Annotated in this window: 13 protein-coding genes and 1 riboswitch; of the genes, 11 read left to right on the top strand and 2 right to left on the bottom strand. The window is 65.7% G+C overall.

What is annotated here, in order from left to right; translation table 11 throughout:
- Nucleotides 1-122: 122 nt before the first annotated feature.
- Nucleotides 123-1442 carry a PQQ-dependent sugar dehydrogenase gene (locus ACIOAU_RS11075; protein WP_401181916.1) on the bottom strand — a complete coding sequence of 440 codons (1320 nt, stop codon included), beginning with the start codon at nucleotides 1440-1442 and terminating at the stop codon, nucleotides 123-125.
- An 81-nt stretch (nucleotides 1443-1523) separates the two neighbouring features.
- Entirely contained in the window at nucleotides 1524-2102 is a 579-nt protein-coding gene (locus tag ACIOAU_RS11080) for a hypothetical protein (RefSeq protein ID WP_150572520.1), read from the bottom strand.
- Between the two features lie 150 nt (nucleotides 2103-2252).
- Nucleotides 2253-2406: riboswitch (cobalamin riboswitch) on the top strand.
- 118 nt (nucleotides 2407-2524) lie between these two features.
- Here ACIOAU_RS11080 and cobO point away from each other — a divergent pair.
- From cobO to ACIOAU_RS11135, 11 genes are all read left to right on the top strand, one after another.
- On the top strand, nucleotides 2525-3136 hold the full coding sequence (gene cobO / locus ACIOAU_RS11085; RefSeq protein ID WP_101321735.1) for a cob(I)yrinic acid a,c-diamide adenosyltransferase: 612 nt from the start codon (nucleotides 2525-2527) through the stop codon (nucleotides 3134-3136).
- A complete protein-coding gene (locus tag ACIOAU_RS11090; protein ID WP_188035399.1) occupies nucleotides 3133-4428 on the top strand; it encodes a cobyrinate a,c-diamide synthase in 1296 nt (431 codons plus the stop codon). The genes cobO and ACIOAU_RS11090 overlap by 4 nt, the downstream gene beginning before the upstream one ends.
- Nucleotides 4425-5075 (top strand): 5,6-dimethylbenzimidazole synthase, encoded by a 651-nt coding sequence (gene bluB, locus ACIOAU_RS11095; RefSeq protein ID WP_101321733.1) that lies wholly within the window; start codon nucleotides 4425-4427, stop codon nucleotides 5073-5075. The genes ACIOAU_RS11090 and bluB overlap by 4 nt, the downstream gene beginning before the upstream one ends.
- A complete protein-coding gene (cbiB, locus tag ACIOAU_RS11100) occupies nucleotides 5072-5980 on the top strand; it encodes an adenosylcobinamide-phosphate synthase CbiB (RefSeq protein ID WP_101321732.1) in 909 nt (302 codons plus the stop codon). The genes bluB and cbiB overlap by 4 nt, the downstream gene beginning before the upstream one ends.
- The gene (gene cobD / locus ACIOAU_RS11105) at nucleotides 5973-6965 is read left to right on the top strand and encodes a threonine-phosphate decarboxylase CobD (protein ID WP_188035398.1); all 993 of its coding nucleotides are present in this window, start codon (nucleotides 5973-5975) and stop codon (nucleotides 6963-6965) included. The genes cbiB and cobD overlap by 8 nt, the downstream gene beginning before the upstream one ends.
- Nucleotides 6962-8425, top strand: a complete 1464-nt coding sequence (locus ACIOAU_RS11110; protein WP_188035397.1) for a cobyric acid synthase — start codon at nucleotides 6962-6964, stop codon at nucleotides 8423-8425. The genes cobD and ACIOAU_RS11110 overlap by 4 nt, the downstream gene beginning before the upstream one ends.
- Nucleotides 8418-8939 carry a bifunctional adenosylcobinamide kinase/adenosylcobinamide-phosphate guanylyltransferase gene (cobU, locus tag ACIOAU_RS11115; RefSeq protein WP_150572524.1) on the top strand — a complete coding sequence of 174 codons (522 nt, stop codon included), beginning with the start codon at nucleotides 8418-8420 and terminating at the stop codon, nucleotides 8937-8939. The genes ACIOAU_RS11110 and cobU overlap by 8 nt, the downstream gene beginning before the upstream one ends.
- Nucleotides 8936-9991: a nicotinate-nucleotide--dimethylbenzimidazole phosphoribosyltransferase gene (cobT, locus tag ACIOAU_RS11120; RefSeq protein ID WP_188035396.1), complete on the top strand. Its 1056-nt coding sequence runs from the start codon at nucleotides 8936-8938 to the stop codon at nucleotides 9989-9991. Before cobU ends, cobT begins: the two co-directional genes overlap by 4 nt.
- The gene (gene cobC / locus ACIOAU_RS11125; protein ID WP_101321727.1) at nucleotides 9988-10554 is read left to right on the top strand and encodes an alpha-ribazole phosphatase family protein; all 567 of its coding nucleotides are present in this window, start codon (nucleotides 9988-9990) and stop codon (nucleotides 10552-10554) included. Before cobT ends, cobC begins: the two co-directional genes overlap by 4 nt.
- A gap of 1 nt (nucleotide 10555) precedes the next feature.
- Nucleotides 10556-11296 carry an adenosylcobinamide-GDP ribazoletransferase gene (locus tag ACIOAU_RS11130; RefSeq protein WP_150572526.1) on the top strand — a complete coding sequence of 247 codons (741 nt, stop codon included), beginning with the start codon at nucleotides 10556-10558 and terminating at the stop codon, nucleotides 11294-11296.
- Between the two features lie 126 nt (nucleotides 11297-11422).
- Nucleotides 11423-12622 carry a glycoside hydrolase family 5 protein gene (locus tag ACIOAU_RS11135; RefSeq protein ID WP_401181926.1) on the top strand — a complete coding sequence of 400 codons (1200 nt, stop codon included), beginning with the start codon at nucleotides 11423-11425 and terminating at the stop codon, nucleotides 12620-12622.
- Nucleotides 12623-12641 lie beyond the last annotated feature (19 nt).

The raw sequence follows: 12641 nt of genomic DNA on the forward strand, positions 1-12641 counted from the left end.
AAGACCTGCGCTCGGCCTCCTGAGTCGCCGGTGGATCAAGATCAAAAGCAAATCAAGAGCACGCCTCGCTTCGCTGGCGCAGATCAAGAGCGAAAGTCAAAAGCCGGGCCTGCTCAGCGCTCTCATGGCTTTGCTGCGCTCACACGCCAAATCACATTGCCCACATCATCCGCTACCAGCACGCCCTCGCGCTGATCGCTGACCACGCCAACCGGTCGGCCCATTGCCTCACCTTGTTCACTCAAGAAACCGCTCAGTAGGTCCAGCGCCTGGCCTGCTGGCTTGCCGTCCGCATCGAACGGCACAAAGATCACTTTGTAACCACTGTGTGGCTTGCGGTTCCACGAGCCGTGTTGACCAATCAGCGCGCCACGGCCAAACGGTGTGGGCAACAAACCTGGCTCGATAAACGCTAGGCCAAGCGAAGCGGTATGTGGCCCCACGGCGTAATCCGGTACCAGCGCCTGGGCGACTTTGGCTGGGTCTTGTGGTTGCACCCGCACGTCCACGTGCTGCCCGTAGTAGCTGTACGGCCAGCCGTAGAAACCGCCATCCTTGACCGAGGTGATGTAGTCCGGGACCAGGTCGCTACCGATCTCGTCGCGCTCATTGACCGCCGTCCATAGCGCCCCCGATTGCGGCTGCCAGGCCAACCCATTCGGGTTGCGCAGCCCGGAGGCGAAGATGCGGTGGCTGCCGGTTGCGCGGTCCACTTCCCAGATCGCCGCGCGGCCTTGCTCTTGCTGCATGCCGTTCTCTGCCACGTTGCTGTTGGAGCCTACCGTGACGTACAGCTTGCGCCCGTCGGGGCTGGCGATCACGTTCTTGGTCCAGTGGTGATTGAGGGTGCCACCCGGCAGGTCGGTGACCTTCTGCCCGCGGCCGTCGATCTGCAACGCATCGGTCACGTAATCGAAGCGCAGCAGCTTGTCGGTGTCGGCGATGTACAGGTCCTTGCCTACCAGCACCATGCCGAAGGGCGAGTTGAGCCCTTCGATAAAGCGGCTGCGGGTTTCGGCGACGCCGTCATGGTCGCGGTCGCGCAGCAGGGTGATGCGGTTGGCGGTGGGGACGCCGGCACCGGCCTTGGACATGGCTCGTTTCATGAACCAGCCGCGCAGGCCTTTGCCGTCGTCCGGCTTGGCCGGTGCGTTGGTTTCGGCGACCAGCACATCGCCATTGGGCAGCACATACAGCCAGCGCGGATGGTCGAGATGGTCGGCAAATAGCGCAACCTGAGTGCCGGCCGCTGCAACTGGTTTGCTACCCTGCCGCCAGCCGACCGCCGGCGCGACGTTGACGGTTGGCAACAGGGTTTTGTTTGGCGCCGGTAACTGCGGTGTGGGGCCGATGCCATCGTCGACTCTGAGGCTGGCGGTCTCGCCGCAGCCGCCGAGGCCTGCGAGCAAGGCGAGCACAACGGCACTGCGCATTCTGTCCATGGGCGGGCTCTCGACAAGGGCTATGGCATACAGAACCATAGCCGCTGGGCGAGGTTCAACCGGGCGCGGCTCAGGGCTGCTTCACGCTTGCTTGAACAGCAATGCAACACCAGGGAAATACTGGCCGAGCTCGTTGTGCAGCTTGCGATAGGCGTACGGGAAGTACCAGGCCACGGCGCAGGTGGTGTGCTTTTGCAGGTCATCGACCAGGTCCTGGAGTTCTTCCGGGCTGGCGTGCTGGCCGGCTTTCCACGGGCTGACGAACAGCGCCCCGGCTTTGAGCTGGCTGGCATAGGCAATCGGCTTGGCGGCGCTGGTGGTTTCTTGCAGGGCGGCGGTCAGGTCGAGCCGGGCGATGCGCGGCCAGCGCTGGCTGGCGTGCAGGTGGATCGACTCCTCGGCGGTGCTGATGGCCAGGTCACAACGGCCTTCGCGCTCGCCTTCTTCGCGTTGCTTGCTGCTGGCAAACTGGGTCAGGGCGACCAGCTCGGCTTGCCAGGCAGCCGCAGCCAGCAGGCCGACGTTGGCCGCTGCGCCATGCCAGTAAGGCGCGTCGCTGGCATGGTTGAGTTCGGCGAAGCGATCGATGCAGTCGACCCAGCGCTCCAGGGCAGGACGCAAAAACTCCAGGCGCGGATTGTTGATGATCAGACCTTGCATGCTGCGCACTCCTTATTGTGATTATCGCGGTCAGCTACAGTGATGGCGATATGATATCAATGCTAGCAGTCTGCGCTGTACTGTCGAATCGGCCATTGATCCAGGCCAAACCGGCCTTGTTTCATTGACGCTCCCGGTGCAACCCTCTAACCTTCGCGGCGTGTTTCAGGTGCCCTGCGGACTGCGGTCTGGCGGGGTGAAACTGGGAAGCCGGTACCAGTCCGGCGCTGCCCCCGCAACGGTAGGTGAGCCGCGTACGTAGCGCTCACGAGCCCGGAGACCGGCCTGTTACTGCCAACGGCATCACGGAGGGTGATGCACAGTTCACTGTGGTTTGCGCCACGGCGCCTGCGCGTTCTCCGTTTGCCTGCCTTTCGATCTGTCGCCGCCCGGTGCGCGCGCAGGCACTTGCGGAGAACCTTATGAGCGACAACCCCGAACGCGACGAACGCCACCTGGCGCGCATGCAGCGCAAAAAGGCGATCATCGACGAGCGCATCGCCAACTCTCCCAATCAATGCGGCCTGCTGCTGGTGCTGACCGGTAATGGCAAGGGCAAAAGCAGCTCGGCTTTCGGCATGCTCGCCCGCGCGCTGGGCCATGACATGCAGTGCGGTGTGGTGCAGTTCATCAAGGGTCGCAACAGCACCGGCGAGGAGCTGTTCTTCCGCCGTTTCCCCGAGCAGGTGCGCTACCACGTGATGGGCGAGGGCTTTACCTGGGAAACCCAGGACCGCCAGCGCGACATCGCCGCGGCAGAAGCCGCCTGGGCGGTATCGCGGCAAATGCTGCAGGACCCGTCGATTCATTTCGTTGTGCTGGATGAGCTGAACATCGCCCTCAAGCATGGTTATCTCGACCTGGACCAGGTGCTCAGTGACATTCAGGCTCGTCCGCCAATGCAGCACGTGATCGTCACCGGCCGCGGCGCCAAACCGGAAATGGTCGAACTGGCCGACACCGTCACCGAAATGGGCATGCTCAAGCACGCCTTCCAGGCCGGTATCCGCGCGCAGAAGGGCGTGGAACTATGAGTGACCCGCGCCAGTGCCCGGCGGTGCTGATCGCAGCGCCCGCTTCCGGGCAGGGCAAGACCACCGTGACCGCAGCCCTGGCGCGCCTGCACCGCAACCTCGGGCGCAAGGTGCGGGTGTTCAAGTGCGGTCCGGACTTTCTCGACCCAATGATTCTGGAGCGGGCCAGCGGCGCGCCGGTGTACCAGCTCGATCTGTGGATGATCGGCGCGCAAGAGAGCCGGCGACTGCTCTGGGAAGCTGCCGCCGAGGCCGACCTGATCCTCATCGAAGGGGTCATGGGCTTGTTCGATGGCACTCCGTCCAGCGCTGATCTGGCGCGCCATTTCGGCGTGCCGGTGCTGGCGGTGATCGACGGTACCGCCATGGCCCAGACCTTTGGTGCGCTGGCCCTGGGCCTGGCACGCTACCAGGCCGATCTGCCGTTCGCCGGGGTGCTGGCCAACCGGGTTGGCAGCCTGCGCCACGCGCAACTACTTGAAGGCAGCCTGACCGAAGGCCTGCGCTGGTACGGCGGGCTGTCGCGCGAGCGCGGCATCGAGCTGCCCAGTCGCCACCTGGGCTTGGTGCAAGCCAGCGAACTGAACGACCTTGACCAGCGCCTCGACGCCGCCGCCGAGGCCCTGGCTGGCAGCTGCGATGCCGCGTTGCCGCCAGCGGTGAGCTTCGATGGCCCCGCTTTGCCAGCACCGTTGCCCTCGCTGGCCGGGGTGCGCATTGGCGTAGCGCAGGACGAAGCGTTTGCCTTCATCTATGGCGCCAACCTCGACCTGCTGCGGGCAATGGGCGCGCAGCTGGAATTTTTCTCGCCGCTGCACGACAGCGAGCTGCCGCAGGTCGACAGCCTCTATCTGCCAGGCGGCTACCCCGAATTGCACCATCATGCGCTGGCGGCCAATACGCCGATGCTGGACGCGATTCGCGCTCATCACGGTGCAGGCAAGCCGCTTTTGGCCGAGTGCGGCGGCATGCTCTACCTGCTTGAAAACCTGACCGATGTTACCGGTGAGCGCGCCGCGCTGGTTGGTTTGTTGACTGGCGAGGCGGTGATGCAGAAGCGCCTGGCAGCACTGGCCCTGCAAGCGGTGGAACTGCCCGAAGGCACTCTGCGCGGGCACACCTATCACCACTCGTTGACCACCAGCGAGCTGGAGCCAATCGCCCGTGGCCTCAGCCCCAACGGCGGCCGCGGCAACGAGGCGGTGTACCGCCTGGGCCGGCTGACGGCCTCATACGTGCACTTCTATTTCCCCTCTGACCCCCACGCGGCGGCGGCGCTGTTGCGACCATGAGCGAGCATGCCTTCTCCGATGCCGAACGCGCTGCGGTGTACCGAGCGATCGGCGAGCGCCGCGACATGCGCCACTTTGCCGGTGGCGAAGTAGCGCCGCAGGTGCTTACACGCCTGCTGACGGCCGCGCATCAGGCCCCCAGTGTTGGCCTGATGCAACCGTGGCGGTTTATCCGCATCAGCCAGCGCGACTTGCGCGGACGCATCCAGACACTGGTCGAGCAGGAGCGGGTGCGCACCGCCGAAGCCCTTGGCGAACGCTCCGACGAATTCATGCAGCTCAAGGTCGAAGGCATCAACGACTGCGCCGAGCTCTGGGTGGCAGCGCTGATGGACAAGCGCGAAGCGCACATTTTCGGCCGCCGCACCTTGCCGGAAATGGACCTGGCCTCGCTCGCCTGCGCAATCCAGAACCTCTGGCTGGCCGCGCGCGCCGAAGGCCTGGGCATGGGCTGGGTATCGTTGTTCGACCCGCAGGCACTGGCCGAGCTGCTGGCCATGCCAGCCGATGCCAAGCCGGTGGCGGTGCTCTGCCTGGGCCCGGTCGAGGCGTTTTACCCAGCACCGATGCTGGCCCTGGAAAACTGGGCCGAACAACAGCCACTGAGCGCCATGCTCTACGAAAACCAATGGGGAGAACGCGCATGAGCGTGGCCTTGCTGACCGTCGCCGGTGTTGCCCTCGACGCGCTGCTGGGTGAGCCGAAACGGCGCCACCCGCTGGTTGCTTTCGGCAATTTTGCCGCACGCCTGGAGCAGCGCCTGAATGCGGGTGGTCGCGGCTGGCGCAGCCATGGCGTCAGCGCCTGGTTTCTGGCCGTGGTGCCGTTGACCTTGCTGGCACTGTTGCTGTCCTGGCTGCCGCTGATCGGCTGGCTGGTCGATGTGCTGGCGCTGTACTGTGCGTTGGGGCTGCGTAGCCTCGGTGAGCACGTAATGCCGGTGGCTGACGCACTGCGCCGCGGTGATCTGGCCGAAGCCCGGCGTCGGGTCGGCTACCTGGTCAGCCGCGAGACCGCTGAACTGGACGAAACTGCCGTCGCCCGCGCTGCCAGCGAATCAGTCCTGGAGAACGGCAGCGATGCAGTGTTTGCTGCTTTGTTCTGGTTCATCATCGCCGGTGCGCCCGGGGTGGTGCTGTACCGGCTGAGCAATACGCTCGATGCCATGTGGGGCTATCGCAACGAACGCTTCGAGCGCTTCGGCTGGGCGGCGGCGCGTATCGACGACGTCCTCAACTACATTCCTGCAAGGCTGGTCGCCCTGACTTACGCGCTGCTCGGCAAGACCCGCCTGGCGCTGACCTGCTGGCGGCGTCAGGCGCCACTGTGGGACAGCCCCAACGCAGGCCCGGTGATGGCCAGCGGTGCCGGTGCGCTCGGCGTCGAGCTGGGTGGGCCTGCGGTTTATCACGGCGAGCTGCACGAGCGGCCGCAGTTGGGCGAGGGGCCACCGGCCGATGCCGACGCCATCGAGCGCGGCTGGAGCCTGGTGCAACGCGGCGTCTGGTTGTGGCTGCTGCTGATCTGTCTGGGAGCGTATCTGAATGCTTGAACATGGCGGCCGCCTGCAACGCGCAGTGCGTGAGTACGGGATTGCCCGCGAGCAGTGGCTGGACCTGTCCAGCGGTATTGCCCCATGGCCCTTTGCAATCCCGGCGATTGCGCAGGCTGCCTGGGCGCGCTTGCCGGAGAGCGATGATGGTCTGGAGCAAGCTGCGCGTCACTACTACGGCGCCACGCAGCTGCTGCCCGTGGCAGGCTCGCAGGCCGCCATTCAAGCCTTGCCACACCTGCGCGCGGCGGGCCGGGTAGGGGTGCTGACGCCGTGCTATGCCGAACATCCCTACGCCTGGCAGCGTGCCGGGCATCAACTGATCGAGCTGGCCGAGGATGATGTCGAGCAGGTGCTGGATAGCCTCGACGTGCTTGTTGTGGTCAACCCCAACAACCCCAGCGGCCGGCTGTTCACGCGCGAGCAGTTGCTTGCCTGGCATGCACGGCTGGCTCGGCGTGGTGCTTGGCTGGTGATCGATGAGGCGTTCATCGATACCAGCCCAGCCCAAAGCGTGGTCGACTGCGCCGAGCGAGCGGGGCTGATCGTGCTGCGTTCGTTCGGCAAATTCTTTGGCCTGGCCGGTGTGCGGCTGGGGTTTGCCATGGCCGAACCAAGCCTGTTGGCCCGCCTGGCCGAACTGCTCGGGCCGTGGACCGTGCCGGGGCCGACCCGCGTGCTGGGTCAGGCCTGCCTCAACGACAGCGCTGCGCAATTGGCCCAGACCGTCCGCTGCGCGCAGGCCAGCCAGCGCCTGGCGGCTTTGCTGGACGACGCAGGCCTGGCGCCGACCGGCGGCTGCGAGCTGTTCCAGTACCTGCGTTTTGAACAAGCCCGTCATCTGCATGCATTTCTCGCCCGCCGCGGCATCCTCGTGCGCCTGTTCGAACACCCCGCAGCGCTGCGCTTCGGCCTGCCCGCCTGCGCGGCAGAAGAGCAGCGCCTGGCCCAGGCGCTGGCTGACTATGAAAAGGAATCGGCATGACTACGCTCATGGTGCAAGGCACCACCTCCGACGCCGGCAAGAGCACCCTGGTGACTGCCTTGTGCCGTTGGCTGCTGCGCCAGGGAGTTGCCGTGGTGCCGTTCAAACCGCAGAACATGGCGCTCAACAGTGCCGTCACCGCCGACGGCGGCGAAATCGGTCGCGCCCAGGCTGTGCAGGCGCAAGCATGCCGGCTGGCACCGCACACCGACATGAACCCGGTGCTGCTCAAGCCCAACAGTGACACCGGTGCCCAGGTGATCATCCATGGCCGCGCCGTGACCAGCATGAATGCGGTCGCCTATCACGACTATAAGGCCATCGCCATGCAGGCCGTGCTGGCCTCGCACCAACGCCTGCAAGCGGCATATCCGGTGGTGATGGTCGAAGGTGCCGGCTCGCCGGCCGAGATCAACCTGCGTGCTGGCGACATTGCCAACATGGGCTTTGCCGAGGCGGTCGACTGCCCGGTGATTCTGGTGGCTGATATCAATCGTGGTGGCGTGTTCGCCCATCTGGTCGGCACCCTCGAGCTGCTCTCGGCCAGCGAGCAGGCGCGGGTCAAAGGTTTTGTCATCAATCGTTTTCGTGGCGACATCGCTTTGCTCCAGCCGGGCCTCGACTGGCTCGAGCAGCGCACCGGCAAACCGGTGCTGGGCGTGCTGCCGTACGTTACCGATCTGCACCTGGAGGCCGAGGACGCCATCGATGCGCGCCAGCCGGCCAAGGCCGAGCGGGTGCTCAAGGTGATCGTGCCGGTGCTGCCGCGGATCAGCAACCACACCGATTTCGACCCGCTGCGCCTGCATCCGCAGGTCGATCTGCAGTTCATCGGGCCCGGCCAGCCGATCCCGCCGGCCGACCTGATCATCCTGCCCGGCTCCAAGAGCGTGCGCGCCGACCTCGCGCAATTGCGCGAGCGTGGCTGGGCCACGGCCATCGAGCGTCACCTGCGCTACGGCGGCAAGCTGATCGGCATTTGTGGCGGTTTGCAGATGCTCGGCCATGAAGTGCGCGATCCGCTCGGGCTGGAGGGCCCCGCAGGCACCAGCCCGGGTCTGGGCCTGCTCGACTACGTCACCGAACTTGCAGCCGACAAACAACTGCGCAATGTTGCCGGCAGCCTGCTGCTGGAGCAGTCACCGGTGGCCGGCTACGAGATCCACGCTGGCGTCACCCAGGGCGCGGCGCTGGAGCGGCCTGCGGTGGTCTTGGCCGACGGCCGCTGCGACGGCGCGATCAGCGCTGACGGGCAGATCCTCGCGACCTATCTGCACGGCCTGTTCGAAGGCAGCCAGTCCTGCGCGGCGCTGCTGCGCTGGGCGGGCCTGGAAGCCGTGCAGAGCATCGACTATGAAGCACTGCGCGAGCGCGATATCGAGCGCCTGGCTGACCTGATCGAAAAGCACCTGGACACTGAACAATTGCGCCAACTGTGTGGAGTCGCCGGCCATGCATAGTCTGATTCTGGGTGGTGCCCGCTCGGGCAAGAGCCGCCTGGCCGAGCAACTGGCAGACAGCTGCGGACTGCCGGTGACTTACATCGCCACCAGCCAGCCTCTCGATGGCGAAATGAACGAGCGCGTGCAGTTGCATCGCCAGCGCCGTCCGGCACATTGGGGCCTGATCGAAGAGCCCGTGCAGCTCGCCGCTGTGCTGCGCGCCGAAGCCGCTGAAGGCCGCTGCCTGCTGGTCGACTGCCTGACCCTGTGGCTGACCAACCTGCTCATGCTCGACGACCCCGAGCGCCTCGCTGCTGAACGCGATGCGCTGCTCGAGTGCCTGCCGGGATTGCCGGGCACGCTGATTCTGGTCAGCAACGAAAGCGGCCTGGGCGTGGTGCCCATGGGCGAACTGACCCGCCGCTACGTCGACCTGGCCGGCCTGTTGCACCAGGCGGTGGCCGAGCGCTGCCAGCGCGTGGTGCTGACGGTCGCCGGCCTCCCTCTCATGCTTAAAGGACCTGCTCTATGAACCCTTTCTGGTGGCGTGATGCCTGCCAAGCTGTTGATCACGCCGCCATCGAACAGGCCCGTGCGCGTCAGCAGCAATTGACCAAACCGGCCGGCTCACTCGGTCAGCTGGAAACCCTTACGCTGACCCTGGCCGGCCTGCAGGGCCGCGAGCGACCAAGCCTGGAGCAGGTCGCCATCAGCATTTTTGCCGGTGACCATGGCGTGGTCGCGGAGGGCATCTCGGCCTACCCGCAGGCCGTGACCGGGCAGATGCTGCGTAACTTTGTCGGCGGTGGTGCGGCGATCAGCGTGCTGGCGCGGCAATTGGGTGCGAGCCTTGAGGTGGTCGACCTCGGTACCATTGAGCCGAGCCTGCAACTGCCAGGTGTACGCCACCTGCAACTGGGGACCGGTACCGCCAACTTCGCTCAGCAGCCAGCGATGACCGACGCGCAATTGCAGGCTGCCCTGCAGGCCGGCCGCGACAGCGCCCAGCGTGCTGCCGAGCAGGGTACTCAACTGTTTATTGGCGGTGAGATGGGCATCGGCAACACCACCGCTGCGGCGGCCCTGGCCAGCGTGCTGCTGGCTTGCCCAGCGCGTGAACTGAGTGGCCCGGGCACTGGCCTGGACAGTGTCGGTGTGCAACACAAGGCCGCCGTGATCGAGCGCGCGCTGAAGCTGCATGGCCTGCAGGCAGATGACCCGCTGCGGGCGCTGGCCTGTGTCGGCGGCTTTGAAATTGCCGCGCTGGTGGGGGCTTATCTGGGCTGTGCCCAGCAGGGTGTTGCAGTTCTGGTCGACGGCTTTATCTGCAGCGTCGCGGCGCTGGTCGCCGTGCGCCTCAATCCGCAGTGCCGGCCTTGGCTGTTGTTTGCCCATCAGGGCGCCGAGCCGGGCCATCAGGTGCTGCTCGAGGCGCTGCAGGCCGAGCCGTTGCTGGCCCTCGGCCTGCGTCTGGGCGAGGGCAGTGGCGCAGCTCTGGCGGTGCCGCTGCTGCGGCTGGCCTGCGCGCTGCACGGGCAAATGGCGACCTTTGCCGAAGCGGCAGTCGCGGATCGCCCGGCATGATCATCGACCTGCTGCGCCATGGCGAAACCGAACTGGGCGGCGGCCTGCGTGGCAGCCTGGATGACGCCCTGACGGCCAAGGGGTGGGCGCAGATGCGCACGGCAGTGGAGCAGACCGCTCCGTGGCAGGCGCTGATCACCTCGCCATTGCAGCGCTGTGCACTATTTGCCGACGAGCTGGGGCAGCAACTGGCGCTGCCGGTGCAGCGCGAAGCGGGTATCCGTGAACTGCACTTCGGTGATTGGGAAGGGCGCACAGCGCTGCAGATCATGCAGGACCAGGCCGATCAGCTCGGCCAGTTCTGGGCCGATCCTTACGCCTACACGCCGCCCGGCGGCGAGCCGGTGGCCGCCTTCGCTGAACGGGTGCTGACGGCCATCGACCGCCTTGCGCTCGAATATGCCGGGCGGCACGTATTGCTGGTGACCCACGGCGGTGTGATGCGCCTGCTGCTGGCGCGGGCGCGAGGCTTGCCGCGTGAGCAGTTGCTGCAGGTCGAGGTCGGCCACGGTGCGCGGGCGCGCCTGCAGTGGCAGGCCGGCATCCTTCACGAGGTGCTCTGAGATGCTGCCCTGGTGGATCGCCCTGCAGTTTCTCAGCAGCCTGCCCGTGACCTTGGCAGGCATGCCCGAGCCGCGTCAGATGGGCCGCTCGTTGCTGTTCTATCCACTGGTGGGCTTGCTGTTTGGCGTGCTCCTGTGGCTGGCCAGCTACCTCTTGCAAGGCACCGCCGCGCCGTTGCAGGCGGCCCTGCTGCTGACACTGTGGGTACTGCTCAGCGGGGCGCTGCACCTGGATGGACTGGCCGACAGCGCCGATGCCTGGCTGGGCGGCTTCGGTGATCGTGAACGCACGCTGCTGATCATGAAAGACCCGCGCAGCGGGCCAATTGCAGTGGTCACCCTGATGCTGGTGCTGCTGCTCAAATTCTGCGCGCTGTGGGTGTTGCTCGAGCGCGATGCGGGGGCTTGGCTGCTGCTGGCGCCTGTAGTTGGACGGGCGGCGATGCTTGGGTTGTTCCTGAGTACTCCGTATGTGCGCGCAGGTGGCCTGGGGCAAGCCCTGGCAGAGCACTTGCCGCGTCGCGCCGGCAACGGAGTCCTGCTCGCCACCGTGCTGGGTTGCGTCTTGCTCGGCGGCTGGACTGCGCTGTGCACAGGGCTGCTGGCGTTGCTGGTGTTTATCGGCCTGCGCCGGGCGATGTGCCGTCGGCTGGGTGGTACTACCGGCGATACCGCCGGTGCCGTACTGGAATTGCTGGAGCTGACAGTGGTGCTGAGCCTGGCCTTGATGCCACTCGCCTGAGTCATATGCGGTCGGTACATGTTTGGAAATATCGTGCAATTTGCGGCAATCGTTCGTTAGATGCCGCTGAGCAGGGGCGGGCGTATCCTCGGCCGCCCGTTAACCTCTACCTTGGAGGCACTGCTCATGCGTCAGTGGATTCTCGCCAGCCTGTTGCTCCTGACCAGCGCGCAAGTTACTGCGGCCGATCTCATGAGTTTCTGGGATACACCGCGCCATGGCGGCAACAGTTTCAATCGGCTGCCACCGACCCAAGCCTACTTCGAAGCCTTGCATGGCTACGGCGCCACCTGGGTGCGGTTGTCCTACGACAAATGGCGCCCGGAGCAACGCGACTTCCTGCTCGGCGATGCCGACGCCTACCAAGGCCTGACGGCTGCTGACGTGAGTCAGTTACGTCAGGTGCTCGACCACGCCCATGCCGCCGGGCTCAAGGTGGTCATCGCGCCGCTCTCATTGCCGGGCATGCGCTGGTCGCAGAACAATCAAGGCCGGTTCGATGACCGCCTGTGGCAAGACAAACGCTACTGGGACCAGGCCGCTGCGTTCTGGCGTGACCTGGCGGATGTGCTCAAGGACCATCCGGCAGTCGCTGGTTACAACTTGATCAACGAACCAGCACCAGAAAAGCAGGGCGGGCTGGCCGAGCATGCCGGCCGCCAGCAGATGCGCCAGTGGTACGCCGCGCAACAGGGCGGCGGGCGCGACCTGCCAGCGCTGTACAAGCAGATCATTGCAGCCGTCCGAGAAGTTGATAGCGTCACCCCGATCATGCTCGATGCCGGCTGGTTTGCTGCGGCTGATGCGTTCAGTTACTGGCCAGAGCCGTTGGCTGATCAGCGCTTGCTCTACAGCGTGCATATGTACGAACCGTACGCAGCCACCAGCGCGCCCAACATGACCCGCAAGGTGCCATTGGCCTATCCGGGTACGGTGCCGTTCGCCGGGCGCGAAGAGCATTGGGACGGCCAGCGTGTGGCGGCATACCTGCAGCAGTCGCTGGACTGGGCCGATGCCGTGCAGTTGCCGCGTTCGCGCCTGGTGGTCGGCGAGTTCGGCTGCATGCGCCGTCTGCCCGGCTGCCAGCAATATCTTGAAGACGTGCTCGCAGTTACCGACAGCAACGCGCTGCACTGGGCCTTCTACAGCTTCCGTGAAGACAGCTGGGATGGCATGGACTATGAGCTAGGCACCGGCAAGGTGCCATGGCGTTACTGGCAAGCCATCGATGAGGGCGCGGCAGATCCAATAGCGCGCAAGGCTACCCCCGCATTCGAGCCGATTCGACGACGCTTGCAGCCGCAGGCAGGTGCCCCCGGTGCTTAGGGCGCAGATGAAACCTGTT

Source organism: Pseudomonas sp. NPDC088322 (genome assembly GCF_044740745.1).
GTDB lineage: Bacteria > Pseudomonadota > Gammaproteobacteria > Pseudomonadales > Pseudomonadaceae > Aquipseudomonas > Aquipseudomonas shirazensis.

Excerpts from the sequence above, each read along its gene's own strand:
- ACIOAU_RS11110 (WP_188035397.1), top strand. The coding sequence starts at position 6,962 with ATGACTACGCTCATGGTGCAAGGCACCACCTCCGACGCCGGCAAGAGC.
- cobT (WP_188035396.1), top strand. The coding sequence starts at position 8,936 with ATGAACCCTTTCTGGTGGCGTGATGCCTGCCAAGCTGTTGATCACGCC.
- bluB (WP_101321733.1), top strand. The coding sequence starts at position 4,425 with ATGAGCGAGCATGCCTTCTCCGATGCCGAACGCGCTGCGGTGTACCGA.
- cobO (WP_101321735.1), top strand. The coding sequence starts at position 2,525 with ATGAGCGACAACCCCGAACGCGACGAACGCCACCTGGCGCGCATGCAG.
- cobU (WP_150572524.1), top strand. The coding sequence starts at position 8,418 with ATGCATAGTCTGATTCTGGGTGGTGCCCGCTCGGGCAAGAGCCGCCTG.
- ACIOAU_RS11130 (WP_150572526.1), top strand. The coding sequence starts at position 10,556 with ATGCTGCCCTGGTGGATCGCCCTGCAGTTTCTCAGCAGCCTGCCCGTG.
- cobC (WP_101321727.1), top strand. The coding sequence starts at position 9,988 with ATGATCATCGACCTGCTGCGCCATGGCGAAACCGAACTGGGCGGCGGC.
- cobD (WP_188035398.1), top strand. The coding sequence starts at position 5,973 with ATGCTTGAACATGGCGGCCGCCTGCAACGCGCAGTGCGTGAGTACGGG.
- ACIOAU_RS11080 (WP_150572520.1), bottom strand. The coding sequence starts at position 2,102 with ATGCAAGGTCTGATCATCAACAATCCGCGCCTGGAGTTTTTGCGTCCT.
- cbiB (WP_101321732.1), top strand. The coding sequence starts at position 5,072 with ATGAGCGTGGCCTTGCTGACCGTCGCCGGTGTTGCCCTCGACGCGCTG.
- ACIOAU_RS11090 (WP_188035399.1), top strand. The coding sequence starts at position 3,133 with ATGAGTGACCCGCGCCAGTGCCCGGCGGTGCTGATCGCAGCGCCCGCT.
- ACIOAU_RS11135 (WP_401181926.1), top strand. The coding sequence starts at position 11,423 with ATGCGTCAGTGGATTCTCGCCAGCCTGTTGCTCCTGACCAGCGCGCAA.
- ACIOAU_RS11075 (WP_401181916.1), bottom strand. The coding sequence starts at position 1,442 with ATGGACAGAATGCGCAGTGCCGTTGTGCTCGCCTTGCTCGCAGGCCTC.